The 23,671-nt window shown below is 55.5% G+C and carries 26 protein-coding genes; 17 read left to right on the top strand and 9 right to left on the bottom strand.

Annotated elements, in window-relative coordinates; genetic code table 11:
- The gene (locus tag SRBAKS_RS11665; protein ID WP_229591069.1) at positions 1-1,620 is read right to left on the bottom strand and encodes a SpoIIE family protein phosphatase; all 1,620 of its coding nucleotides are present in this window, start codon (positions 1,618-1,620) and stop codon (positions 1-3) included.
- Between the two features lie 162 nt (positions 1,621-1,782).
- Here SRBAKS_RS11665 and SRBAKS_RS11660 point away from each other — a divergent pair, with 162 nt between their 5' ends.
- Both SRBAKS_RS11660 and SRBAKS_RS11655 read left to right on the top strand, forming a co-directional pair.
- Positions 1,783-1,953, top strand: coding sequence for an HTH domain-containing protein (locus tag SRBAKS_RS11660; RefSeq protein ID WP_229591068.1), 171 nt, complete (start codon positions 1,783-1,785; stop codon positions 1,951-1,953).
- Between the two features lie 383 nt (positions 1,954-2,336).
- Entirely contained in the window at positions 2,337-2,687 is a 351-nt protein-coding gene (locus tag SRBAKS_RS11655) for a MarR family winged helix-turn-helix transcriptional regulator (RefSeq protein WP_229591067.1), read from the top strand.
- A 23-nt stretch (positions 2,688-2,710) separates the two neighbouring features.
- On the opposite strand, the gene SRBAKS_RS11650 is transcribed toward SRBAKS_RS11655, so the two are convergent.
- From SRBAKS_RS11650 to SRBAKS_RS11640, 3 genes are all read right to left on the bottom strand, one after another.
- On the bottom strand, positions 2,711-3,349 hold the full coding sequence (locus tag SRBAKS_RS11650) for a LysE family translocator (protein ID WP_229591066.1): 639 nt from the start codon (positions 3,347-3,349) through the stop codon (positions 2,711-2,713).
- A gap of 12 nt (positions 3,350-3,361) precedes the next feature.
- Entirely contained in the window at positions 3,362-3,802 is a 441-nt protein-coding gene (locus tag SRBAKS_RS11645) for a PACE efflux transporter (protein WP_229591065.1), read from the bottom strand.
- A gap of 80 nt (positions 3,803-3,882) precedes the next feature.
- Positions 3,883-4,629: a substrate-binding periplasmic protein gene (locus SRBAKS_RS11640; protein WP_229591064.1), complete on the bottom strand. Its 747-nt coding sequence runs from the start codon at positions 4,627-4,629 to the stop codon at positions 3,883-3,885.
- Between the two features lie 172 nt (positions 4,630-4,801).
- Between SRBAKS_RS11640 and SRBAKS_RS11635 the strand changes: the two genes are divergently transcribed.
- From SRBAKS_RS11635 to SRBAKS_RS11605, 7 genes are all read left to right on the top strand, one after another.
- On the top strand, positions 4,802-5,716 hold the full coding sequence (locus tag SRBAKS_RS11635; protein WP_229591063.1) for a NifB/NifX family molybdenum-iron cluster-binding protein: 915 nt from the start codon (positions 4,802-4,804) through the stop codon (positions 5,714-5,716).
- Positions 5,713-6,582: a 4Fe-4S binding protein gene (locus SRBAKS_RS11630; protein ID WP_229591062.1), complete on the top strand. Its 870-nt coding sequence runs from the start codon at positions 5,713-5,715 to the stop codon at positions 6,580-6,582. The genes SRBAKS_RS11635 and SRBAKS_RS11630 overlap by 4 nt, the downstream gene beginning before the upstream one ends.
- Positions 6,575-7,450 (top strand): ATP-binding protein, encoded by an 876-nt coding sequence (locus SRBAKS_RS11625; protein WP_229591061.1) that lies wholly within the window; start codon positions 6,575-6,577, stop codon positions 7,448-7,450. Before SRBAKS_RS11630 ends, SRBAKS_RS11625 begins: the two co-directional genes overlap by 8 nt.
- A gap of 20 nt (positions 7,451-7,470) precedes the next feature.
- Positions 7,471-7,845: a NifB/NifX family molybdenum-iron cluster-binding protein gene (locus SRBAKS_RS11620; RefSeq protein WP_229591060.1), complete on the top strand. Its 375-nt coding sequence runs from the start codon at positions 7,471-7,473 to the stop codon at positions 7,843-7,845.
- Entirely contained in the window at positions 7,845-8,204 is a 360-nt protein-coding gene (locus SRBAKS_RS11615) for a hypothetical protein (RefSeq protein ID WP_229591059.1), read from the top strand. The genes SRBAKS_RS11620 and SRBAKS_RS11615 overlap by 1 nt, the downstream gene beginning before the upstream one ends.
- 229 nt (positions 8,205-8,433) lie before the next feature.
- A complete protein-coding gene (locus tag SRBAKS_RS11610) occupies positions 8,434-8,973 on the top strand; it encodes a DUF2975 domain-containing protein (protein WP_229591058.1) in 540 nt (179 codons plus the stop codon).
- A gap of 8 nt (positions 8,974-8,981) precedes the next feature.
- Positions 8,982-9,197, top strand: a complete 216-nt coding sequence (locus tag SRBAKS_RS11605; protein ID WP_229591057.1) for a helix-turn-helix domain-containing protein — start codon at positions 8,982-8,984, stop codon at positions 9,195-9,197.
- Here the strand turns inward: SRBAKS_RS11605 and SRBAKS_RS11600 are convergent.
- Positions 9,194-10,729, bottom strand: coding sequence for a YifB family Mg chelatase-like AAA ATPase (locus tag SRBAKS_RS11600; RefSeq protein WP_229591056.1), 1,536 nt, complete (start codon positions 10,727-10,729; stop codon positions 9,194-9,196). The genes SRBAKS_RS11605 and SRBAKS_RS11600 overlap by 4 nt on opposite strands.
- Positions 10,730-11,072: 343 nt before the next feature.
- Between SRBAKS_RS11600 and SRBAKS_RS11595 the strand changes: the two genes are divergently transcribed.
- Positions 11,073-11,231, top strand: a complete 159-nt coding sequence (locus tag SRBAKS_RS11595; protein WP_430708939.1) for a diguanylate cyclase domain-containing protein — start codon at positions 11,073-11,075, stop codon at positions 11,229-11,231.
- Between the two features lie 216 nt (positions 11,232-11,447).
- Positions 11,448-12,959 (top strand): ATP-binding protein, encoded by a 1,512-nt coding sequence (locus SRBAKS_RS11590; protein WP_229591054.1) that lies wholly within the window; start codon positions 11,448-11,450, stop codon positions 12,957-12,959.
- Positions 12,960-12,979: 20 nt separating this feature from the next.
- Here the strand turns inward: SRBAKS_RS11590 and SRBAKS_RS11585 are convergent, their stop codons facing one another.
- Positions 12,980-13,951 carry a sensor histidine kinase gene (locus tag SRBAKS_RS11585; protein WP_229591053.1) on the bottom strand — a complete coding sequence of 324 codons (972 nt, stop codon included), beginning with the start codon at positions 13,949-13,951 and terminating at the stop codon, positions 12,980-12,982.
- A 256-nt stretch (positions 13,952-14,207) separates the two neighbouring features.
- Here SRBAKS_RS11585 and SRBAKS_RS11580 point away from each other — a divergent pair, with 256 nt between their 5' ends.
- On the top strand, positions 14,208-16,175 hold the full coding sequence (locus SRBAKS_RS11580) for a methyl-accepting chemotaxis protein (protein WP_229591052.1): 1,968 nt from the start codon (positions 14,208-14,210) through the stop codon (positions 16,173-16,175).
- Between the two features lie 75 nt (positions 16,176-16,250).
- On the opposite strand, the gene SRBAKS_RS11575 is transcribed toward SRBAKS_RS11580, so the two are convergent.
- A complete protein-coding gene (locus SRBAKS_RS11575; RefSeq protein ID WP_229591051.1) occupies positions 16,251-17,054 on the bottom strand; it encodes a glycosyltransferase in 804 nt (267 codons plus the stop codon).
- Positions 17,055-17,208: 154 nt separating this feature from the next.
- Here SRBAKS_RS11575 and SRBAKS_RS11570 point away from each other — a divergent pair, with 154 nt between their 5' ends.
- The 5 genes from SRBAKS_RS11570 (at position 17,209) to SRBAKS_RS11550 (ending at position 21,830) form a co-directional block, all read left to right on the top strand.
- Positions 17,209-17,751, top strand: a complete 543-nt coding sequence (locus tag SRBAKS_RS11570; RefSeq protein WP_229591050.1) for a hypothetical protein — start codon at positions 17,209-17,211, stop codon at positions 17,749-17,751.
- 434 nt (positions 17,752-18,185) lie between these two features.
- Complete coding sequence (locus SRBAKS_RS11565; protein ID WP_229591049.1) at positions 18,186-19,256, top strand: helix-turn-helix domain-containing protein; 1,071 nt, start codon at positions 18,186-18,188, stop codon at positions 19,254-19,256.
- A gap of 33 nt (positions 19,257-19,289) precedes the next feature.
- Positions 19,290-19,829, top strand: a complete 540-nt coding sequence (locus tag SRBAKS_RS11560; RefSeq protein WP_229591048.1) for an aminodeoxychorismate/anthranilate synthase component II — start codon at positions 19,290-19,292, stop codon at positions 19,827-19,829.
- Positions 19,795-21,069, top strand: a complete 1,275-nt coding sequence (locus tag SRBAKS_RS11555; protein WP_229591047.1) for a chorismate-binding protein — start codon at positions 19,795-19,797, stop codon at positions 21,067-21,069. The genes SRBAKS_RS11560 and SRBAKS_RS11555 overlap by 35 nt, the downstream gene beginning before the upstream one ends.
- Positions 21,066-21,830 (top strand): aminotransferase class IV, encoded by a 765-nt coding sequence (locus SRBAKS_RS11550; RefSeq protein ID WP_229591046.1) that lies wholly within the window; start codon positions 21,066-21,068, stop codon positions 21,828-21,830. The genes SRBAKS_RS11555 and SRBAKS_RS11550 overlap by 4 nt, the downstream gene beginning before the upstream one ends.
- 174 nt (positions 21,831-22,004) lie before the next feature.
- Here SRBAKS_RS11550 and SRBAKS_RS11545 read toward each other — a convergent pair whose 3' ends face one another.
- Together SRBAKS_RS11545 and ftsE are read right to left on the bottom strand one after the other, a co-directional pair.
- Positions 22,005-22,883 carry a cell division protein FtsX gene (locus tag SRBAKS_RS11545; RefSeq protein ID WP_229591045.1) on the bottom strand — a complete coding sequence of 293 codons (879 nt, stop codon included), beginning with the start codon at positions 22,881-22,883 and terminating at the stop codon, positions 22,005-22,007.
- A complete protein-coding gene (ftsE, locus tag SRBAKS_RS11540; protein ID WP_229596965.1) occupies positions 22,880-23,641 on the bottom strand; it encodes a cell division ATP-binding protein FtsE in 762 nt (253 codons plus the stop codon). Before ftsE ends, SRBAKS_RS11545 begins: the two co-directional genes overlap by 4 nt.
- Positions 23,642-23,671: the final 30 nt, after the last annotated feature.

Genomic DNA, 23,671 nt, shown 5'->3' with positions numbered 1-23,671 from the left:
TTACTCCACTTCGTATTTGATGATCACCAGTGTAATGTCATCGACAGGCCTTGCTCCACCGGAAAATTCCCGCACAGCGTCAAAGACCGCATCAAGGATCTCCTGTGCCGTCCTTCCACCGTTGGCGCGCAGGACCTCCTGATAGCGTTTCTTGCCGAACATCTCACCTGTCAGGTTTCTGGCTTCCCATATGCCATCGGTCCCTATGGCGATGATCTGACCCGGGTGCAGTTCGTTCTCCTGCTCGCTGTACTGCGTTTCCCTGACCACTCCCAACGGCAGCCCCGGGTCCGCTCCCAGCTCGGTAAAGAAATCAAGAGTCGGGCAATAGATCACGGCTGGATCATGCCCGGCACGCACCCAGCGTGCGGTCTGCTTTTCCGGGTCGAGTCGCAGGTAGAACAGGGTCATGAAACGCCCTGAACCGTCCAGGTCCTCGGCCAGGTGATAATTCATCTCGGAGACAATCTGTACCGGGCTGCCGGGCTGGGCTGCCCGCATGCGCAGAAACCCACGAGCCGTGGTCATGAGCAGCGCCGCATCCACACCATGACCGGAGATATCGCCCACGGCCACGTTCAAGGCCTGACCGCCCGTCTCCATGTCCGTCAGGTAATCAAAATAATCGCCCCCCGCAACGTCACTGGCCATGGAGGAACCAGCCACATCCAGCCCCTTGATCACCGGCGCCCGGCTCGGCAACAGGCTCTTCTGTACCTCACCGGCCAATGTCACGGCTTTCTTCTGTTCGGTCAAATCAGCCACAAAGGCCACATTACCGAGAAATTCACCATCCCTGCCCAGCAAGGTGTTGGCATTGACCAGAACAGGCACGATATGGCCGTCCTTGTGGATCATGGAGCCTTCGAAACGGCGGCGTTCATGTTTGAAGAACTGTTCTTTTCGGGATTCGAGATACCGCTGATATTCCAGCGTGGCAAAATCAAAGGGACGCCTGCCGAGCAATTCTTCAGCCTCATACCCAAGCATGCGGCAATAAGCTTCGTTCACTTCCTTGATGACCAGCTCTCCATCCAGCAGCAGATACCCCTCTCCCGCACCTTCTATGGTCCGACGAAATTTGAACTCGTTGGCGGAGAGCGCTTCTTCCGCCTCCTTTCGGCGGGTAATATCCAGCATCACTCCCTGATTGAAGATGCGTCTGCCCTGTTCATCCCGAACCACCGAGGTTTCGTCCGACACCCAACGCAACTGGCCGTCCGCGGTTCTGATCTGATACTCCTGCGTGTATTCCTCTACATCCAGCTCGGCATACCGCATAATCTCGTCGTGCAGACGACTGTTGTCAGCGGCGACCACGATATCTTCGAAAGAATGTTTGCCGGACAGAAAATCTTCGGCGGAATAGCCCCACTGGCTCAGATTTTCGGAAACATACACCAGCTTGAAGGTATCATCGGCACGGCGGCGAAAAAGCACGGCCGGTGATTTCTCCACGATCATGGAGGCCAGTCCCATCTTCTCCTTGGCCTCCCGAAGCTGTTCGACCTCAGTCACACACTCCATGTTCATGTTGGCTTCAAGAAAAGCGAGACGGGACTGCACCTGAGCCAACTGCTGCTCAAGCTCCTGTCTGGTTTTGCGTTTGGCATCACTCATAACTCCCTTGGTACAGTATGAAAACGATCTTCGCCATAGTTCAATGCTCAGTGTCCTCAGGAAAAACCGAGGTTTTTTTGCAAACACCACCATATTTTTGGTTGACAAGAAGTTCACTATTAGGAATGATTCTAATTATCAACTGAACACTTCGGAGGAATAATGAAAGAAAAAGTTCTCAAGGCCATGCAGGAGGCGCAAAAACCTGTTCGTCCCGGTGATATTGCAAAGGCTCTTGATATAGACAGCAAAGACGTTTCCAAAGCCATCAAGGAACTGCGCGAAGACGGCTCGGTCATATCACCCAAACGGTGCTATTACGAACCAGCATAAATTTTGTCATACATACCTTCCTGAACCTCCAAAGGCCCCTCTTCGAAGGCCCTGACTCCTGCCCCCGAGTCCGGGCCTTCACCCTTTTCCGCCCCTTTGCATACGCCGTGACAACACCGCTCTTGAGCTCCCTTCATTTATTTGACAGCATACTGTCAGGCTGACGATTCATCGCGACTCATGGTGAGCAATTTCCCCTGTCCACTGGGATGCATCACCCCAATTTTGACAATATGCTGACAATTTGACAGTATACTGTCATGAATAGATGGAACACCCCCTCATTTTCATCTTCCCCTCATGCGGAGGCGGAAGCAGAAACGGCCAGACTCTTTGCTGTAGTTGTCCTCGTTCAGCAGGCGCTCGCGCGTGCAGGAGAAACAGTGGCCCAAACTGCCGGGCTGACTCTCGCCCGTTGGCAGGCGCTGCGCACGCTCTCTGACACACCGCGCACCGTGTCATCCATGGCCAGAGAGCTGGACCTTGCCCGCCAGAGTGTGCAGCGAACAGTGAATCATCTGGAGAAAGCAGGATATGTGAAGTTCACGACCAACCCGGAACACGCCACTGCCAAACTGATCAGAATATCGACAAAGGGCGTACAAACCCTTGAAACGCTGGCACAAGCCCAAAGGCAGTGGCTGTCTGAAGTGAGTAAAGACCTGCCCCCGGCAAACCTGCGCATCAGTACAGGCATGCTCCGTGGCCTTTTGGGGCGCTTGAACGCGGAGTAGGTGTCCGCTCGCACTGAAGTGAGCTAGGAAGTGGAGTCAGCCATGGCCAGCCTGATACCCAGACCGATAAAGAGGGTGCCTGCCGCCCGCTTCAGCCACGCACCATATCTGCCCCCGCCACCGAGCATGGTCGAGACACGCGCAGCAGACCAGGCATAGGCCAGGTTCACCATCGTTCCATTGACGGTGAAAACGATCCCCAGGAACAGAAAGGCCAACGGCTTTGACTGGGCATCGTGAGACACGAACTGCGGCAGGAAGGCGAGAAAGAAAAGCGCCACCTTGGGATTGAGGGCATTGGTCAGGAACCCCTGCGAGAAAAGCTTCCGCCTTGAAACCCGGAAATAATCCTCGCTCGGCTGCCCTGCTCCGCTCTTGTCCGCCCGCCACATCTGCACTCCCACCCAGACCAGATAGGCCGCTCCGGCATATTTGACCACGGTAAAGGCCGTGGCTGACGTGGCCAGGATTGCGGACAGGCCCAGGGCTGCGGAAAAGACATGGACAAAACACCCTGTGCCGACACCCAGGGCCGCGACAGCGCCATTCTTCCACCCCAGTGACGCCCCCTTGCTTACTATATAGAAGACATCCTGCCCCGGAGTGATGTTCAGAAGCAGACCTGACAGAATGAACAAGGCAATATCATGGGTACCGAACATGGCGAGCGTCCCTTAGTCGATTTCTTGAAGAGCCAATTGAACAGGCATGGGAAAGAGTATGTCATAGGCCCAATTGAACAAGTAGGTATAAACCAGATAGAACAGCGCAAAACCGATATCCGTCATAAACGCGGCCCACAGCCCCATGTCGAGCCACCAGGCAACAAAGGGTGTGGTGAAAAGAATCAGGCTCCCTTCGAAAGAGACCGCGTGGATGGTTCGCAACCATGGAGGCCGCACGTTGACGGGACGGCCAAGCTTCACCAGCAGGTGATCAAAACCAAGGTTGAACAGGTAATTGAACACCATGGCGGTCAGGGAAACAATGATGGTCATTGTGCCCACCTTGATTATGTCCCGATCCAGAATATACGACGCGATCGGCGTGCAGGTGAGCAGTCCGATCAATTCGAAAAGTATGGTGTGGCGAAGCCTGTCTGCAAGGGTGCGCATGGGCTCAGTCTTTACACCCGCTTAAACCGCTTGTCCACAACGCGATACGGGCACCCAGCCCTATATGAAATGGAAGAACCCTAGAAGTTGTCGAAATCAGGATACTGATATCCCCATTTCTCATAGATAGGCCGCAACTGGTCCTCTTGATGCAGTTGAAGAATGCCGTCATTGAACATTTGCATCACGGCAAGCCCTCTCTCAGAGGTCATGAACAAGGGATGATAGGAGCGGTTTCCAGCCTTGCGAATATCATATTTCTCGGGATCATAGATTTTGCCGGCCTCTTTGATCGAGATTTCGATGAAGGTCAGATCATCCACATAGAAATCAGACCTGTCCATGATGATCATGTTCAGCGCGTTGGCCCCTGAAGGCATGGACCGAAGCCGCACCGGCACAGGGAAATCCCAGTCGTGGTAGTATCCTTTCTGACAAACGATTTCCTTGTTTTTCAAGGACTCCGGGCCCTTCCACCGGCCTATTCGCGATTTTTTGAAAAAGACGAAGTAATCACTGACGTACATGGGATAGCGGGCCAATACGAGCGACTCGGCAGCGCGGTCGTCACAGATCATCATGTCGGCCACGCCCTCACGAACGAGTTCGTCACCGCGATCAGAGGGGACATACTCATGACGGACAGTCACGCCATGCAGCTTGAAGACCTCCCTGAGAATCTCATGGTACAGGCCGCTGCCATCCCTGTTGGTAAATGTCTCCCAGTTCGGCCCCACAGAGATGACTTCCCGGATATCGGCGGCAAAAGCCCCACAGGAGGCGCAGAACATGCAGAATTGCACGACTATGAAAAATATAATTTTCATTTGTGTGGAATTACAAAAGACAACCTTCAAGTCCATTATATTCTGACACTGGCAGAAACGAGGGCGCCATGGTATCCGTACAATCTTTTTTTGAGCATATGCTCATTATGCTTGACAGCTCCACTTATGAGCGTATCTTCACATGAAGAGATGAACAGATACACGAGGGAATATGGGTAGGCGAAAAAAACGGTGTGTGGTCCAACAGGAACCCGAGGTGACATTTTACAAACCACAGGGGGTTCCCCTGCGGGAATTGAAGGACGCCGCTTTGACATGCGAGGGATTCGAGGCCCTGCGGCTGGCCGATGGCGAGGGACTTTCCCAAGCCGAGGGCGCCGAAAGAATGGGCGTATCCCGAGCCACCTTTGGTCGGATTGTCGGTGAAGCCAGAAAGACCGTTGCCACGGCGCTGGTGCAAGGCCTGGCCATCCGCATTGAAGGTGGACATTACGAATTGGCAGACGACGTCTCAAAACAGCAAGGAGATGCAGACATGCCAGGAAGAAATGGACAGAACTCAGGTCGCTGCATAGGCGGCCAGGGCAGAGGCATGGGCCAGGGACGAGGACAAGGACGCGGACAGGGATGCGGCATAGGCCGTCAGGGACGTGGCCAGGGCATGGGCCAAGGAACGGGCCAGGCTCAAGGGCAACCTCGCCAGCAAAGATTTCAGGGTGGAACGAATACGCAACAATTCAAGGAGAATATTGTGAATAAAGTAGCTGTTACCAGTGAAGGGCCGACCATGGACGATCGCGTTGATCCCCGCTTTGGCCGTGCCGGAGGATTTGCCATCGTCGACACCGAAACCATGGAAGTGGTTGAATATGTGGATAACGGCGGCTCACAGTCCTTGTCTCAGGGCGCAGGCATACAGGCTGCCGAAAACGTGGCCAATGCCGGTGCAACGGTATTGCTGTCCGGCTTTGTCGGCCCCAAGGCATTCTCCGCGCTCAAGGCGGCAGGCATCAGCGTGGGTCAGGACGTGGACAACATGACCGTGCGCGAGGCCGTGGAAAAATACAAGAGCGGCGGCGTGACCATGGCTGATACCCCCAACGCCCAGTCCGGGGGCAACAAGTGATCTACGCTGTTGCCAGTGGCAAGGGCGGCACCGGGAAGACAACCATCACCTCCTCCCTCGCCGCCCTGTGGAACGCTCCGGTCACCTGTGTTGACCTGGATGTGGAGGAACCGAACCTGCACCTCTTCCTCAATCCTGCCATCACAAGCGAAGACAAGGCCTACATAGAAGTGCCTGTGGCGGACGAGGAGAAATGCACCCTCTGCCGCGCCTGCGTCGACATCTGCCAGTTCAAGGCCATCTCCATTATGGCCGACACCCTGCTCGTCTTTCCTGAGATGTGCCACGGGTGCGGCGGCTGCCTGGAAGTCTGCCCTGCCGGGGCACTCACACCGGGTCAGCGAGAGCTGGGCGAAATTTGCAGGGGAAGTGTCGACGACAGCCGCTTCATCATGGGCCGTCTGCGCATAGGGGAAGCCATGAGCCCGCCGCTCATGCGTCTCATCCGTCAGGAATTCCCCGCTCTTCAGGAGCAGGGGGACATCCTCATCGACGCGCCACCGGGCGTCAGTTGTCCTGCCATCAATGCGGTCATGGATGCCGACTGCATCGTGCTCGTCACCGAGCCTACTCCCTTCGGCTTCCATGACTTCAAACTGGCATGGGAAGCGTTCGGCCCTCTGAACATCCCCATGGGCGCGGTCATCAACCGGGCCGGCATGGGCGATGACTCTGTCCAGAATTTCTGTCGGGACAATGATATCCCCATCTGGGCGGAGATCCCCTATTCACGGGCAGTGGCCGAGGCGTATTCCAAGGGAGAAATCATTACCAAATCACTGGAGTCCATGCGCGAACCCTTTACGCAGCTACACTCATCCATGAAGGCCGCAGCCCGCTCTAAAACCGAGGTGCAGCATGCATGAGATAGTCATTATCAGCGGAAAGGGCGGCGCAGGCAAAACCTCCATATCCGGGGCGTTTGCGCATCTCGCAAAAAAAGCCATTCTTTGCGATCTCGATGTGGACGCCCCGGATCTGCACTTGTTGCTCGCCCCCAAACACCGGGCCGAAGAGGCGTTCATTTCCGGCAACGAGGCGACCATCGCCCCGGAACGGTGCACGGCCTGCGGACAATGCCAGGACGTGTGTCGGTTCAACGCCATCGTGGAAAAGGACGATGTATACAGCGTCAACCCCATCCTCTGCGAGGGGTGCAAGGTTTGTGTGACACTCTGCCCTGCCCAGGCCATCGACTTCCCGGACAAGCACTGCGGGCAGTGGTATGTATCCGACACCCGGTTCGGCACACTGGTGCACGCCCAGCTCTTTCCGGGCGAAGAGAACTCGGGTCGGCTGGTTACGCTGCTCAAGCAGAAAGCACGCGCCATAGCCGAAGAGCAGGGACTGGACCTGGTGGTCTGTGACGGTTCGCCCGGCATCGGGTGCCCGGTTATCAGCTCCATGGCAGGAACGGACCTGGCCGTGGTTGTCACTGAACCCACGCCATCCGGTCTGCACGACCTCAAACGCGTGGCTGAACTCTGTCAGGGATTCCGCAGCACAGTGGCCGTGCTCATCAACAAATGGGACATCAACCCCGAAATGTCCGACGAAATCGAGGCATGGTGCAAAGCCAACGGCCACTCCGTAATCTGCCGTTTCCCCCACTCCCGAATGGTCGTGGATGCCATGCTCGTCAGAGAGGTGCTGACCGAATTCGAAAACGGTCCGCTCTCCCAACAACTCAAAAAAGCCTGGTCGGATATAACGGCCATGCTCGACACCAAATAAACACTTTCAAGGAGATTGTTATGAACACCCGTATCGCCGTTCCCACGGCAGAACCCGGCGGCATGGAAGCCAACATCGACGCTCATTTCGGCCATTGCGCCATGTACACCCTGGTGGACGTGGTAGATGGTCAGGTCAAAGACGTACAGACTGTACCCAGCTGCCCCCACGAACAAGGTGGTTGCATGGCTCCCGTCAACTATCTGGCTGACAACAAGGTCAAAGCGCTCATCTCGGGCGGCATGGGCATGCGTCCGCTCATGGGCTTCAACCAGGTCGGCATCGAGGTCTACCACGGCTCCGGCGCCCCCACTGTGAACCAGGCCATCCAGGCATTCCTGCTGAACAGCCTGCCCGTTTTCACTGTTGATCAGACCTGCGGCGGAGGACAATAGTGTCCATCCTGGTTGCCTCAACCCGAGCGGACGCCCTGGCGGAATTCACGAATTCTCTGGCCGCAACAACCGGCCAGGATGTTGAAATACGCACCACGGGCGAAGCCATCATCGACAGTATCAAGGCCACTCCTCCGAGCCTTGTGGTGGTTGACGAGGGGCTCAATGGGTTTGCCCCCCTCGCCCTGGTGCTGGAGATCGTCAAGATATCTGCCATGACCCACACCGCTGTGGTCACGGACATGGATGGAGAAGAATTCCACGAGAAGAGCGAAGGCCTTGGAGTGCTCATGCCCCTGCCGGTCAACCCCGGCAAGGCTGACGCCGAGAAGCTGGCCGAAGCCCTTGGCAGAATGTAATTCTTCCACACATGCAGACAAATCGGGACGCAGGCCAATGGCCTGCGTCCCTTTTTTTAGGCATAACAACATCGTATTCTTTTCAGCTGGACAGGCAGCCGCAAATGACGCCAGCAGCCCTTCACCCTCAACTTTCCACGATGTCGAAGCAAGCAAAAAAATGTTGACAAACGATGTTTTCTTATTGTTTAACGATAATTACTTTCTGTAAAACAACAAGGAGTATCCAATGAACAACATCACAAAGCCGAGCAGGCGATTCGCTTTGCTGCTCCACATCATCTTCTATGTATATCCGATATTCATACTCTGGCTGTGGGTCGACCCGTCAGGCACCGCCAGCTCCCTGGGATTCGATCTGATCAAATCAATCATGGGGGAGACGCAGATACGTGAGACCGTGCTTTGGCAGCGACTCGCCTGTTTTGGCGCTGCCATGCTGACCGGCAGTGTGGTCATGTACATGCTCCACTCCCTGTCCCGGTTGTTCACCCTCTATGGCAAAGGTGAATTCTTCAGCACACAGAACGTTGCCTGCTACCGTGCTGTCGGCATCAGTCTCATCGTTCAACAGGCAGTATCCCTGCCGGAACAGGCGTTGCAAACCGTCATCCTGAGCTGGACAAATCCGGTCGGCCAACGGATTATCGCCATCGGCGCCGATGATACCAACATTTCGCTGATCGTGGTGGGCCTGATGGTCATCGTCATCTCGCGGATCATGGATGAGGGACGGAAGATGCAAGAAGAACAACAGCTTACAGTCTAGGAGTATTCATGGCGATACGTATCAATCTCGACGTCATGCTTGCCAGGCGCAAGGTCAGTTCCAAGGAGTTGGCCGAGGCTGTGGGCATCACCCAGCAAAATCTCTCCATCCTCAAGACCGGCAAGGCCAAGGCCATCCGTTTCTCCACCCTCAACGAGATTTGCCGCTATCTGGACTGCCAGCCAGGCGACATCTTGGAATACGACCATGCAGAGGAAAGCTAAACAGCTCCCTCCCGGTCCATGCTCCTGTAATTAATGGCTTCGGCCAGATGGTCCGCACCAATGCTCTTGCTGGCACTCAGATCGGCAACGGTGCGGGCTATCCGAAGTATCCGGGTGTAGGCCCGGGCAGACAGCCCCAATGTCTCCACCGCCTGTTTCAGAAAATCGTGCTCGGCATCGCTGAGGGAGCAGAACTGCTCCAATGCGCTGCCATCCAGTTCGGCATTCAGCGAGAAATGGCGCCCCTTGTATCGCTCGGCCTGGATGTCTCTGGCTGTCAGTATACGCTCGCGCATGGTGGCGGAATCAACTTCACTGCGTGTCTTCTTGAGGTCTTCGTAGGGCACGGCAGGCACGTCCACATGCAGATCAATGCGGTCCAGCAGCGGACCCGAAATTTTTCCCCGATAGCGTTGCACGGCCAAAGGCGTGCAGGAACAGGAGTGCGTCTCATCCGACAGGTACCCGCAGGGACAGGGGTTCATGGCCGCCACCAGCATGACGTCCGCCGGGTACTTGAGTGTCATGAGCGAACGGGAAATGGAGACCTCGCCATCCTCAAGGGGCTGACGCAGCACTTCGAGCACGTTCTTCTTGAATTCCGGCATTTCATCCAGAAACAGTACCCCGCGATGGGCCAAGGAGGTTTCTCCCGGTTGCGGATACCGACCGCCGCCAACAAGCCCAACATCGGAAATGGTGTGATGCGGTGTTCGAAACGGACGCGTGACCATCAGGGCGCGCTCCTTCTGCAACAGCCCGGCCACGGAATAGATCTTGGTGACCTCCAGGGCTTCCTCGAATCGCAGCGGCGGGAGCACGGTCGGGATGCGCTTGGCGAGCATGGTCTTGCCTGATCCGGGCGGACCGATAAAGAGCAGATTATGCCCACCAGCCGCAGCGATCTCAATAGCGCGCTTGGCGTGTTCCTGCCCTTTGACTTCGCCGAAATCCATGATGTGGGACTGCCGTTCGTTCCACAGGGTGTCGATATCCACGGCAGTGGGTTCCACCGCCTCTTCCCCGAGCAGCATGCGCACCACCTGGCCGAGATCCGTGGCCCCGATGACCGGGATATCCTTGACCACCGCCCCTTCCCTGCCGTTGTCCACAGGCACGATGATGCCCTTGCCCTGTTCCGCACGGGCAGCCAGCGCCAAAGGCAAAACGCCCGGCACCGGCTTGAGTTCACCGGTCAGGGACAACTCGCCAGCCAGAAACCACCCCTGGGCGGCCTCCTTGTCGATGACTTCCATGCCACAGAGAATGCCGATGGCCAGCGGCAGATCATAGGCGCTGCCGGCCTTGCGAACATCCGCGGGAGCGAGGTTCACCGTAATGCGCGCGGGCGGTACCTTGAATCCGCAATTCTTGAGGGCGGAAAAGACCCGCTCCTTGGACTCCTTGACCGCTCCTTCCGCCAGACCGACCATGGTAAAACAGGGCATTCCCGAGCGGGAGAAGTCCACTTCCAGTTCAACTTTGAAAGCGTCGATGCCCATGAGGGCGGCACAGGAGACTTTGGCTATCATGAGAAGTATACTCTTGCAGGATATAGGATATGATCAGCACGCGTCAGTGCGTTACTGTGTCTGACGAGATGATGCCTCGCAGTACCGTATGCAGTTTCTTCCAAGCGACCATGCATGAGTATTGTTGATAGGCGTTTTCAAAGATTCAATCAAGCTGCCAATATATAGAAGACCTACCCGGACATAGAAGCCAAACGGTTCTATTCTGTGGGCCGGGACGTTTCAGACAAAATCCGAATGGAGGATGAACTCCGGGAATTGGCGACCAAGGACCCGCTGACCGGTGCGAACAACAGGAGGGTGTTCATGCTGCGGCAGAACGGTTACGGAACAACCTGAGCCAATGCGCTCTTCAGGTTGGAACCGACTCCCTGCATTTCACCGTCAGCGTGGGGCGACCGAATTACGTCCCGAGGACTCCATGAAGGATCTGCTGAAACGAGCTGACGAGGCTTTATATAGGGCCAAGGACAACGGCCGCAACAGGGTCGAAAACGGATAACATGACCTGCAACCCCCAAAAAAGAATCATTGAATCCAACCTCAACGAGCTGTAGTAGGTATGGCTCCTTGTCGCATTCAATTGTGCACAACAGGCACAATCCCCGGCAAACTAGCCTGTATCGGCAGCCCCCCCCTGCCAACGGATACATGCCGCTGCCGGATACTGTCCTCCCCCAGCCCAATGTAGGTGGACACAACATCAACCAGGTGAACCATGGATCAAATGACCGAAGTCTCCACACGCTTTTTCCTCGCCTCACTGTCCCTTCCCGTACACAGACTCATGGCCCGCACGGCTGTGGAGTGCGCCAGCCAGGTGGCCACCATTTTATCCTATGACGAAAAGGCAACGTTCGGCATCAAACTCGCTGTGGACGAGGCCTTCTGCAATGCCGTGGACCATTTCTCCGGCCCGGTGAATGAAGAGGAGCGGGTGCACCTGGAGTTTTATGTGGAGGACGACTCCCTGGTCGTTTCCATCAGGGAACGGGGCATCCCCTTCGACCACTCAACCGCAGAACGGTATACCCCGGACTGCCTGGAGAACATGAACAAGCCCGGGCTGGGTACACTGTTGATGCATCAGGCCATGGACTCCGTTGAACTCTTTGTCCACGGCAGAAAGGGCAAAGAGGTTCGGATGACGAAGCGGATTTCCTATGGAAGCCTGCCCGCCGATCTGCTGGACGTGAAAACCGTCAAACGCGGAGCAAAAAGGGTCACGGTTAAAGACCCTGTGGTCCGGTTAGCCACTAAAGAGGACCTGCCGGAAATCTGTAGACTTGCATGGCGGTGTTATGGCTTTACACAGGAAGCATTCATCTATGACTTGAAAGCACTAGAAGAAAAATTTGCGAGCGGGGAACTCCGGCCCGTGGTTTCATTTGACCCTGTCAGTGGCAACATGATTGGGCATGGAGCATTTAAATTTCACGATCCTGCCGTCAAAGTTCCTGAGCTGGGTCTCGCCTTTTTGGACCCGGCCTACCGCTCTTCCATGCTCTCCTTAAAAATGGCACGGCGTCTTTTTAAGACAGCTGAAGCCGAAGGAGACAAGGGGGTTTTCGACTGCTCAGTGACCACGCACACCTTTTCTCAGAAGGGGATGCAGGAGATGGGTTCACGGCCATGTTGCCTGATGTTGGGCATAGCGGCTTCCGGCATGCAAGCCAAAGAATTGGCAACCTCAAAGCAGGAAAAAGGGTCAGTGGTGAATCATTATTATGCCATTGACCATTCTCCCAGGACCATTTTTACGCCCCCTCGCCATCAGGAGATGATTGGTAACATATACCAATGGTTGGAAATTCCAAGAGAGTTCGGAGCGCCAAGAACAGAGTTGCCTTCGGGAGAATCATCAATCAGCGTATTCCCATTACCCGATGAACTGAATGTCGCTTTCATCATCATTCACACTATTGGCGAGGCCACCGTGAATGAGGCAATAGAAGGATTGCAGCAATGCAGGCGGGACCGCAGAGACGCGGTATACGCATTCCTTCCATTGGGAGATTCTTCCTCCCCCTATCTTGTGGAGCAACTCGAAAAAACAGGCTTTTTCTTTGCGGGCATCATGCCCCATATTCACGATGGAGACGACAGAATTATCATGCAGTATGTAGATGTCCCCCTGGATACGGATGCGATCCGGGTCTATGGCGATATGTCCAGAGAACTTTTTGCTTACATTCTCAAGGAACAAAAACGGGTACAGTCACGAGGATAATTTCCACCCTCAACTCGCAATCAAATTGAATGGACAGGAATTCTGACAGTGAACTCGCTCCCCTGCCCCTCAACACTGGAGACAGCGATGGAACCGCCCAGCTGTTCCACCAGCTGATGGACAATGGCCAGGCCAAGGCCAAGACCTCCCTTGAGTCCATCAGGAGCGTTGCCGGCCCGCTTGTACGGCTCAAATATCGTTATTTGATCGCTTGCAGAGATTCCCACTCCCGTGTCGGTCACAGAGATTATCAACTCCTCTTGAGGCGTTTTATGGTACGTACTGCGAATGGCGACACTCCCGGCGTCCGTATATTTGATTGCATTGCCCATAAGGTTCAATATGACGAGACGGATGCTGTATGCCGAACCGATCACGGTTGCAGGCGTCTTCGGGTCTATCTCAATACTGTATTCCAACCCTTTGGCAGAAACCTCGGCCTTCACTATCTGTTTGATAGTCTGCATGATTTCCACAAGGCTGAAGGGTTCATCCCGGCTTTCCCCGCTATGAGATATTTGAGCGAACTTCAGGACATCGTCGATAAGGACAGTCAAACTTCTGGCCGCCTCTTTGGCATACTCGAGCCCCTCCTCTCTCTCCTCGCTATTCTGTGCCAGATCAATGAGATGCAAGGCATTGACGACCCCACTCAGGGGACTTTTCAATTCATGACAGGCAATGAGCATGAACTGCTCTCTGGATTCGGTCAGTTCCTGCAATTTCCTGTTCGCCTGATCAATCTCCACATGCATTGTACGCAATCGAGCATTCTTCTGACGAAGTTCTCGCACACGAAGCAGGGAAAAGAGGGCAAAACAGAGCAATCCTACAGGAATGAAGAGAACTATTTCATCTAGCTCAAGTTCTTCATGGTCCCTGCTAAAATCGTAAAACCCTTCATAGGCATCCAATGAAATAAGCAGGATGACGCCTAAAACAGACAGGCTAATATAGGTAAATAGTTCAAAATGGTATCTATGTATTTTCACAAGAACATTCTTATCATACTGAAAACTGAAAACCATTATAATCAACAAAACTCAACCGCCATTCTGACACAGAATAACTTTATTATTATTACATAAAGAACCATATAATACAATATTATTCTTTGTCTGAAGACGCCTCCTGCCTTCTTTTTGCAAAAGGCTCCTTTACTGTGTACTTTATAATTGTTTCGAAGAACACACGGGGCAAATATAGAAAAACGTTTCAATAACACACTTATTTTCCATAAGGATTATTATGGGTATTAGATTTAAAATTCTCGCACCACTGGTTATCGTGGCCATATTCATGATCATCGGTGGTTATCTGGTTCTGAACTCACAGTTCGGCCAACTAGAAGAATCCTTTGTTTCTCTGACTCTCAAAGGAAAGGTTGAGGACGCCAGACAATCCATCGCAAAAATGTCCGGCAACGCTCTTGAACAGGCGGCTCTGTTCAGCCATATGCCGGCGGTCGTGGATGCTTTCGAAGTAGCGCACCAGGGCAACATGTATGACCCCAATGACGCCAAGGCCCAAATGGCACGGGAGCAGATCCGCGTCGCCCTGGCCCCTGTGCTCAAAGGGTACAAGGATACCATGGGGGCACCGTTCAAAGCGCATTTTCACCTGCCCACTGCTCGCAGTCTGGTCCGTGTCTGGCGCGATAAGCAGGCAAAGAAAAGCGGCAAATGGGTGGATATCTCCGACGATCTCTCCAGCTTTCGCAATACGGTCATTGATGTGAACAAGACCCGGCAGGCCATCAAGGGCATTGAGCCGGGACGCGGCGGCTTCACCATCCGAGGCTTGGCCCCGGTGACCAACGCTGCCGGTAAACATCTGGGCAGCGTGGAAGTCCTCATCGGCTTTGCGGGCATCCTCAAATCCATGGAAACCTCAGGCCAACTCAAAACACTGCTCTACATGGACGCAGACCTCCTGCCCATCACCACAAAACTGCAAGACAAGACGAAAAATCCAGTCCGCGCCAATAAATACGTGCTTGTATACGGTCAGAAGAATACTGCGATACAGGAACTCACTTCGGAAGATATTCTGGCCCGGGGCATGAAGGACACCACTATTTCAATCATCGACAAAACCGCCATCGGTTCGTTCCCGGTCAAGGATTACCGTGGCAAAGTCATCGGCACCATTGTTCTGTCCATGGATATTTCCTCGCAACGGGATCAGATCAACGCCGTCATGTGGGTGCTGGCCGGAATCATGTTCATCGTCATCGCGGCCCCCATCCTCATCATCCTCTTGGTCCTGCAAAAATCCGTCATGGAACCAATCAGGGATTGCGCCAACATAGCCAACCAGATCGCGTCCGGCGATTTGCGCACCATCTCCTGCGAGGACCGCAAGGATGAAATGGGAGAAATCCTCTCTGCCATGCAGACCATGGGCAGCAAACTGACATACACCATCAGCGAGACCCAGATGGTGGCCAGCGATGTGGTCGCCGAGTGTCAGCGACTGGCCTCTGCCAGCGACAACCTCTCGCAGGGTGCTTCCAGACAGGCTGCCGGCCTGGAAGAGGTCTCCGCCAGCATGGAAGAGATGTCCGGGTCCATCAAAAGCTCTGCCTCCATTGCTCTTGAAACCGAGCAGATCGCCAGCAAGGCGGCCAACAATGCTGAAACCGGCGGACAGGCCGTGGAGCGCACCGTCTCGGCCATGAAAAAAATCGCAGAGGAAATCTCCATCATCGAAGATATCGCCCGTCAGACCAACCTGCTTGCCCTGAACGCAGCCATTGAAGCCGCACGCGCAGGCGAAGCAGGCAAGGGGTTTGCGGTGGTCGCCGCCGAGGTTCGCAAGCTGGCAGAGCGAAGCGGGTCAGCAGCGGCAGGCATCTCCGAACTCTCCTCCTCCAGCGTTTCCGTTGCCGAAGAGGCCGGCGAGCTGCTCAAGCAGATGGTTCCCGACATCAAAAAGACTGCGGAAATGATTCAGGAGATTTCGGCAGCCGCCAACGAGCAGAGCGCCGGGATCAACCAGGTGAGTCAGGCGTTGCAGGAGTCGGACGAGGTGGTGCAGCGAAACGCCACAGATGCCGAACAGGTGGCTTCCACTGCAACCGTTCTGTCCACCAAATCACAGGGCCTGCAGCAGAACATCAGCTACTTCAGAGTTGATGAGGATACCGCATGTCTGCCACTGGCGGAGCTGGATATGTCCCCAGCCCCGGCCGATCCTGAAGACGACCGCTTCTGATCACTCCCCCTCCACAACCAAAACGGGACACCCGAATGGGTGTCCCGTTTTTTTTTCGCGCATGGATATCGACGATTATTCATCCATATCGAAATCGCAGGGAAAATGTCTGGCAACACCGACCGGGTCCACCCGCTCCCCGCGCACATAGTTATAGACATTCAGGTCATGCACCACCTGAAGCCACAAGGGGCTGGTCTCCGCCTGAATCACCGGGGCCACGTCGTGGATACAGGGATGATCTACCCAAAAGACCGTATGCGGATCGTCAGCCCGTTCGACCAGAGAAACAAAGGCGTTGGTTGCGTCCTTGAAATCGTAAAAATACCCCTCCTTGAGTTGCAACCCGTTGGGAAAATTGATGTAGAGCGTGTCCGACGGCGCAAGGTCCGTCTCGTTCAAGGAATCAACCACGCCCTGCACACAATGGATGAACCCGGTGGAGAGGGCATCGTCATTGTCCAGCCTGGTGGAAACGAACCACTCCGCGTCAGGGGCAATCTGCTTCATCCGCTCCTTCACCGTGTCCATGATGGTAGCAAAGGCACCGCAGTAAACAGGCTCGAAATTATGGTACTTTGCATAAACGCTGATGAGCGTCTTGTACCGGGCCGGAGTCTGCGCATCAAACAGAACCAGCCAGGTAAAGTCCTGATTCTTCTGTGCCTTAACCGTAGGAAAACAGTATTTCTGAAACAACTCGAAACGAACCGAGAGCCACGTATCCTCCAGCCGTTTGGGAAAATCGATGTCATAAATATTGATATTGAACCGGGTGATGATGAAATGATGGTAGTTCACGCTGTTTTCACCTGCGGGATAGTGGTTGGCGGAAGAGGGGCGGCTGAATACTTTTGAGGTACCACCATCGTGCTTCAAGGTCCACTCTGCGCATAAAACCAAAGAAAAGCACGCGGTTCTCTTCACTCTGTCTCAGCCCCATCCGTTCTGATTCCAGATCGAATGGAACTCTGGATTCTCCGTCCATTCCCTGATAAACCGACGGGGAACATTGCAAACATCTGGAGGACCCATGCGGACCATCTACATAGTATTGACCCTGACCCTCATCCTGACTCTGGCCGCTTGTGGAGGAAAAGAGGTCGAAGAACCCATGGCTGAGACCGCTGCCGTGGCAGAACCCACTGCACCGGCCGAAGAAGCTGCCGTACCGGCACCGGACAACGGCTCCACCAATCCCATCAGTGATATCGTGCCTGCCGGTCCTGCCGGTTCTGTACAGCTCAAGGACGGCACCATCCTCGAACTGACCAAGTTCAACAAGATCGGGAAATACTACATCTACATCTCGGGCAACCTCAATGGCCGCTCCTCCACCGTGATCAGCCTGACCCGCTTTCAGGATGTGGCTCGCTGGAAGACCATCATGTTCAAGGGCAAGGAGAACTTCCTGATCCTCTCCAAGCAGGGCAAGGAACTCGCCTTCCTGAACTCCTATCTGTATATCGGCAACGACAGCGGCGACACCTATTCCTTTTACACCACGACCCGTGATCTGAAAGTCAAGCTTGTGGAAGTCAAAAAGGACGATGTGGCCTCCATCAACATCAATTAGCCCACCGCAATCTCGCGGTTTCGACCGCTCATATTCGCTTTATGACAGCCAGGCAACCGCCTGGCTGTTTGCGTGTGATTATCCATGGACAATATGCCGGGACTCGTGCACATTCATGCACCCTCTGCTTGACCTCTAGATGTTTTCTAGATAAAAGATCGGTAAGTTTCGTTGCCTAAATCTCATTGATTTACAAGGGTGACGATAGGTGACGATTGTGACACAAGGAGGAACAGTGATCCGACTCGCATTGGGCTCCAATCCCCGGAAAGTGATTGTCAGACTTGGTAGAAAATCTCCCCTTTCATACACTCCCTGCATGCAGCCGCACACGGTTTCATGCATCTGGGACAACCGATTGAGAACCAGACCAAGGCGGCTGAGCCTGAGCACCCGGAACACTTCCTCCATCAACCCGAGAATGAGCAGTTATCATGACAGATATCTATACACATAAAGACCTGGCGAGCCTGTGCGGCGTCTCTGAAACAACCATAAAGAGCTATCGACGCAAGTTTCCCGGGTTCATCCCCGTACTCACGCGCGGCAAGCCCATCCGGTTCAAAAAAGAAGCGGGCGATGTCTGTCTCAAAATCCGCGACAGCTTTGCCAAGGGCATGTCGGTCAACGAAACCCACAAGGTCTTAAAGGAAAACTTTAAGGAAATCCCGCAGGTCAGATCCCGCCGTACCAGCGTGTCAGCCGGAACCGGACAACCTGCGGCCGAGTCCGCCCCCATGGAAGGCGTCTCTCAGGAATACATGAAGAAGTTCTTTGCCACGGCCGGGCAGATGATGCAGGGCATGGCCGGACTGGCAACCGCGCAGGTCAAGGCGGAAAGACGGCTGCAGAAAGTGGAATCCATCCTGAACACGCTGGTCGAGATGGAGTCCAACAATCAGGATTTGTATGCCCGGTTGCTTGAACAACAGCAGTCCGCACCCAGCCTTGCCCCGGAACCTGCATCAATGCCGGAACCGACGCCGGAACCCGTGGTGGAGCCGGAACCGATGCCGGAGCCTGCACCGGAACCGGAACCAGCGCCCCAGCCTGCGGAAGCCAAGGTCCGAGCACGCAAGATCGTGAATGTTCGCGGTCCCGAAGGCGAGGTCAAATCCTATGCCCTGGAAAAGGACGATCCCTCCGGCAGCCCCAACGCAAAGCAGCCGTCCGAGGCCTTCCTGAACACGCCCATCGTCATCCATAACGAACAGGGCGAATTTCTCGGTGTACCGGGCCGCCTGCCCCTGGCCGGATTCGTGGCAATCCTGGTACGTGAAGCCGAGCAATCCGGTGACCCGCACACAGGGTGGATGCACGAGAATGACACCTGGATTTTCTCCATGATCGCGGCGGGCGGCGACACGCACGCCCTGTACTTCACCTCCACCACCACTCCCAGAGGAAACCTGGTCGTGCAGCTCATACGCCTGGACGTCAACGGTACGGAAACAACCCCACAGTTCCTTCAGGAGTTCTTCAGGCAAGTGAAAGACAAGGTGTAGGGCACGCCGTCCGCACACCTTGATGGCACAGATATGGATGTTTTGATCATCGACAACAACGACAGTTTCACGCGAAACCTGGAACACCTGTTGGTGGCAGCGATAGACGGGGCGACGGTTGCCATCGCCCCATATGCCGCCCTGCCGGATGTGGACCTGACCACGCCTGATCTGATCGTCATCTCGCCAGGGCCGGGAGAACCGGCTGAATATCCCGGCTATGAACGGGTATTCTCCGCCGGAAAGCCCGTGCTCGGCATCTGTCTGGGCATGCAAATCATCAATGAACACGCCGGAGGCACTACCGGCAGACTGACAGGCTGTGTGCATGGAAAGACAGATACGATCAGACTGAACGGGATCGAGCGGGTTGTGGCCCGGTACCACTCCCTGCGCGTGCAAACCGTGGGCAGCGGTCTTACAGTACTGGCAGAGAACCGGGATTCGATTCCCATGTGTCTGGGCAACCGGGACGACAGAATACTGGGCTACCAGTTTCACCCGGAATCCTTTCTCACACCCTATGGAGGCTGGTTCATTGAATACGCGCTCGACTTTCTCAGCCTCTCTTGAGCGGGACCGCTTCGACCGGTTTGCCGCGTTGCTGGCCCGACAGCTGGATGGCGACCTGCTGCTGTCCGCAGAAGGCTACCCCAGCCTGACTGAATCCCTGGTCGGCGTGCACCCCATTGCCGAGTTGATCATTTCGGCCACGACCACCCCGGCCCAGATCAAGGACTTCTGTTTCAACACGCCCGACCCGGCCCTCGGCTACATCAGCTATACCTACGGCATGCTGTTGCGCGGCGTGGCCTCGGACAAGGCCACCGATTTTCCCTTGGGACATCTGAAAAAATACGCGGCCATTGCAGAATACGCAGACGGTCAGGCAACCATCACCGCCAGCGACACCGACCTGCTGAACCGGATGACCGCTCTGCTCACCGGCCCGCTCGACCACGCGGCTCCCGGCCCTGTGACCGGCCTCCCGGACACACCGCCCCGCCTGTCACTGGATCAGGCGGGCTACGAGGCGGGCGTGCGCGAGACACTGGAACGCATTCTGTCGGGTCACACCTATCAGCTCAATCTGTCCACGCGCTTTTCCTGGCACTGCCCTGATCTCGATCCCCTGGCCCTTTTCCTGGCACTGCGCCATGACCACCCCGCCCCTTTCTACGCATGGCTGACCAGCGGCCCGCTGCGGGTGCTCTCCACCTCGCCGGAGCGATTTCTACGGGTAGAGGACGGTCACGTGCTGTCCCAACCCATCAAGGGCACCCTCGCCTTTGCTGACTATTCGCCCGAGCTGAACGCGCACCTGACCAAGTCACACAAGGAATCTGCGGAGTTATCCATGATCGTGGACCTTATCCGCAATGATATTTCAGCCAACTGCACCTATGACAGCGTGCGCGTGGAGCATCACAAATCCATTTTTCAGGTGGATAATCTCCTCCAGATGTATGCGGATGTACATGGCGAGCTGCGGGAGGACAGGGATTGTCTGGACCTGCTGTTCGACGCCTTTCCCGGCGGGTCCGTCACCGGCTGCCCAAAGCAGAGCTCCATGCGCATCATAGAGGAGTTGGAGCCGCATGACCGTGGCGTGTACTGCGGTTCCATCGTGGTCATCCGGGACACGCGGAACATGGACTCATCCATCGCCATTCGCACGGCCACCCACGACACGGAAACCCACACCCTCAACGTCTATGCGGGAAGCGGCATCGTTGTGGACTCCAAACCCGCAAGCGAGTATCAGGAAACATTAGCAAAAGCTGACAAATTTCTCGGACTGGGGGAACAATGATCCATTATCACGACAACAGCTACACCCGTGAGGGCGTGCACCTCGACCCGACCGCTCCGGCCTTTCGGTACGGCGCTGGATTCTTTGAGACCATCTATTACAACGGCCTGAAGGTCTGTCATCTCAACCTGCATCTGGACCGTCTGCTCCATTCGCTTCGGGCCTTCGAAGTGCCCTACGAAAGCGTGAATTTCGAAGAAGTCATCGAGCAGGTGCTCAACCGTAACGGCCTGCTCGGCCAGACCGCGCGGATCAATATTTTCTACCCCATCGAAAATAAAGGCGCCACGCCGGTCATCATGGCCGTCCCCCATGAACCCAAGCCGTACAAGGCCTACCGTCTCTGCGTCTGCAATGACCGCCATGTGTCCGTGCTCAACGCCCAGAAGACAACCAACTACATGTTCTTCCATCTGGCCATGCAACAGGCCAAGGCCCGCGGCTTCGACGATACCGCCCTGTTCGATTTCGACGACAACCTGCTCGAATCCACGACCGGTGCCCTCGTCTTCCAGAAGGAAGGCCAGTTTGTCACCGTGGATTCCCCCTACTGTCTGCCATCAACCGCCCTGGCCGTGGCCCACACCGTGCTCGATATCCTGCCCGCACGGCTGTCCAAGGAAGAGCTCGCCTCGTTCCGTCATGCCTATATCCTGAATTCCGTCATCGGCATGCGCCCGGTGGTCGCCATAGGCGAGACCGCCTTTGTCCCGGACGACGACACCTGCATCACAGTCATGGACGCTGTCTTGAAGGGGTAGATGCCCCAGCGCCCACCCCCTTTCTTTTCCTCAACGTTATCTCGCCGCTGCGCAATGTGGAGTGGAGAAATAGTTGGCTGGGGTTTTTCAGGCTCTCGGCCTTGCTTGCGGGTGAGAGTCGCCAAAGGAGGCGCAAGGACTGCCAGAGGCCTCCCAGACGCCGTGTAGCGTGCGCTAGGCTTTGACCGCCACCCAACTGGAGATCACTGACACGAATGTCACGGCTCCGCCGAGTATGAGGAGTTGCTGAATGGGCATGAAGTGGATTTCGATGTAGAACGGTGCGAAATTAAAGGCCTCGGCAATGAACGAATGCACCAGTATGACAAGACCTATACCAGCGCCCGAACCGAGTACGCCCTGAATGAAACCGCCGGTGAGCAACGGCCAGCGGATATAGCTGGGGCGTGCCCCGACCAGTGAAAGGATTTCCACCTCGTCCATCCGGGTGAGCAGTGAGAGCTTGATGGTGTTGTGCACGACCAGTGAGATAATGAGCGCGAGGAAGCCGAGCACAGGCCAGATGACCATGCGGGAAAGAGTCATCCATCCCTGGGCCAGATCAGCCTGAAACGGGGTGTAGTTGACCTTGTCCACGCCGGGCATGGATTTGATACGGGTCAACAGTCTGGCCGCCCATCCATCGCTCTGCGCTTCGGGCGGCACGGCAAATGTGGCCAGACCGGAATACGGCAACGGGTTGTTTTCGGCCAGCCAGGAGAAGTCGCCCTTTTCGCCCAGTGTGGAGGCAAGCTCGGTCAGGGCGCTCTTGGGAGTGAATGTCTTGAATTTCGTCAGGTGCTCAAGCTTGTTGATGGCTTCCCAGTCAGCCAGCACCACGGATTCTTCCAGGCCGGTTTTCCAATACACCTGAAATTCCACTTCGCCTCGGGACTTCAACAGTTCGAGGTTGACGTTATGCAGCCCCAAAAGGATCAGGCCGGTCAGCAGAGTGACCATGGCAACGGCCACCAGCGTAAGCAGTTGGGCAAAGGGGTGCAGCCGCAGGTCGGCCACGCCGCGCAGGGAAAGTCTGAAGAACTGACCGATCACAGCCCCACCTCGTCGAATATGGACGTTTCTTTGGAATCATCCTCGGAGCCACCATCCAATCCGGTTATCAGCGGGTCACCATCAAGCGTGTCCCGGTTGTCGGTATCAGAGACAATGCGCCCGTCCTCAAGGTGAATGATCCGTGCATTGGGCACGCACTCCAGTACTTCCCTGGAGTGGGTCGCCATGATGACCGACGTGCCATAGGTGTGAAACTGCTTGAAAATTTCCATGAGGTGCATGGTCAGATCAACATCAAGGTTGCCGGTGGGCTCATCTGCCAGGATCAGTTCGGGATTGGCCACCATGGACCGGGCAATGGCCACACGCTGCTGCTCGCCGCCGGACAGCCGTTCGCACAGGGAATAGCTCTTGGAATCAAGCCCCATGGCCCGAATAATGGCCCGAACGCGGCGTTCCAGATGGGTCCGCGGCATCCCCCGCACTTCAAGGGCCAGGGCCACGTTATCGAACACTGTCCGATTGGGCAGGATCTTGAAATCCTGAAAGACCACGCCAACCTTGCGCCGCAGTTGCGGGATGTTCCGCTTCTTCAGTTTATTGAGTTGATATCCGGCCACGGAAGCACGGCCACGCAAAACCGGCAGTGCGCCGTAGAGCAGTCTGAGCAGGGTTGTCTTGCCTGCCCCGGAATGTCCGGTCAGGAACAGGAACTGGCCCTTTTTCAGGCTGAACGAGACATCCTTGAGTGCCCAATATGAGCCGAAATTATGTGAGACTCGCTCCACGTTGACCATCATGGCGCACAATGTACCTGCCCTGAAAGA

The organism is Pseudodesulfovibrio sediminis (assembly GCF_020886695.1).
Classification (GTDB): Bacteria; Desulfobacterota; Desulfovibrionia; order Desulfovibrionales; family Desulfovibrionaceae; genus Pseudodesulfovibrio; species Pseudodesulfovibrio sediminis.
The sequence above is the reverse complement of the archived record's forward strand: the minus strand, read 5'-3'. Positions and strand labels throughout refer to the sequence as shown.

What these genes read in the sequence shown, in the direction of transcription:
- SRBAKS_RS11665 (WP_229591069.1), bottom strand. Translation starts at nt 1,620, where the DNA reads ATGAGTGATGCCAAACGCAAAACCAGACAGGAGCTTGAGCAGCAGTTG.
- SRBAKS_RS11660 (WP_229591068.1), top strand. Translation starts at nt 1,783, where the DNA reads ATGAAAGAAAAAGTTCTCAAGGCCATGCAGGAGGCGCAAAAACCTGTT.
- SRBAKS_RS11650 (WP_229591066.1), bottom strand. Translation starts at nt 3,349, where the DNA reads ATGTTCGGTACCCATGATATTGCCTTGTTCATTCTGTCAGGTCTGCTT.
- SRBAKS_RS11645 (WP_229591065.1), bottom strand. Translation starts at nt 3,802, where the DNA reads ATGCGCACCCTTGCAGACAGGCTTCGCCACACCATACTTTTCGAATTG.
- SRBAKS_RS11640 (WP_229591064.1), bottom strand. Translation starts at nt 4,629, where the DNA reads ATGAAAATTATATTTTTCATAGTCGTGCAATTCTGCATGTTCTGCGCC.
- SRBAKS_RS11635 (WP_229591063.1), top strand. Translation starts at nt 4,802, where the DNA reads ATGGGTAGGCGAAAAAAACGGTGTGTGGTCCAACAGGAACCCGAGGTG.
- SRBAKS_RS11625 (WP_229591061.1), top strand. Translation starts at nt 6,575, where the DNA reads ATGCATGAGATAGTCATTATCAGCGGAAAGGGCGGCGCAGGCAAAACC.
- SRBAKS_RS11620 (WP_229591060.1), top strand. Translation starts at nt 7,471, where the DNA reads ATGAACACCCGTATCGCCGTTCCCACGGCAGAACCCGGCGGCATGGAA.
- SRBAKS_RS11610 (WP_229591058.1), top strand. Translation starts at nt 8,434, where the DNA reads ATGAACAACATCACAAAGCCGAGCAGGCGATTCGCTTTGCTGCTCCAC.
- SRBAKS_RS11605 (WP_229591057.1), top strand. Translation starts at nt 8,982, where the DNA reads ATGGCGATACGTATCAATCTCGACGTCATGCTTGCCAGGCGCAAGGTC.
- SRBAKS_RS11600 (WP_229591056.1), bottom strand. Translation starts at nt 10,729, where the DNA reads ATGATAGCCAAAGTCTCCTGTGCCGCCCTCATGGGCATCGACGCTTTC.
- SRBAKS_RS11595 (WP_430708939.1), top strand. Translation starts at nt 11,073, where the DNA reads ATGCGCTCTTCAGGTTGGAACCGACTCCCTGCATTTCACCGTCAGCGT.
- SRBAKS_RS11590 (WP_229591054.1), top strand. Translation starts at nt 11,448, where the DNA reads ATGGATCAAATGACCGAAGTCTCCACACGCTTTTTCCTCGCCTCACTG.
- SRBAKS_RS11580 (WP_229591052.1), top strand. Translation starts at nt 14,208, where the DNA reads ATGGGTATTAGATTTAAAATTCTCGCACCACTGGTTATCGTGGCCATA.
- SRBAKS_RS11570 (WP_229591050.1), top strand. Translation starts at nt 17,209, where the DNA reads ATGCGGACCATCTACATAGTATTGACCCTGACCCTCATCCTGACTCTG.
- SRBAKS_RS11565 (WP_229591049.1), top strand. Translation starts at nt 18,186, where the DNA reads ATGACAGATATCTATACACATAAAGACCTGGCGAGCCTGTGCGGCGTC.
- SRBAKS_RS11560 (WP_229591048.1), top strand. Translation starts at nt 19,290, where the DNA reads ATGGATGTTTTGATCATCGACAACAACGACAGTTTCACGCGAAACCTG.
- SRBAKS_RS11550 (WP_229591046.1), top strand. Translation starts at nt 21,066, where the DNA reads ATGATCCATTATCACGACAACAGCTACACCCGTGAGGGCGTGCACCTC.
- ftsE (WP_229596965.1), bottom strand. Translation starts at nt 23,641, where the DNA reads ATGGTCAACGTGGAGCGAGTCTCACATAATTTCGGCTCATATTGGGCA.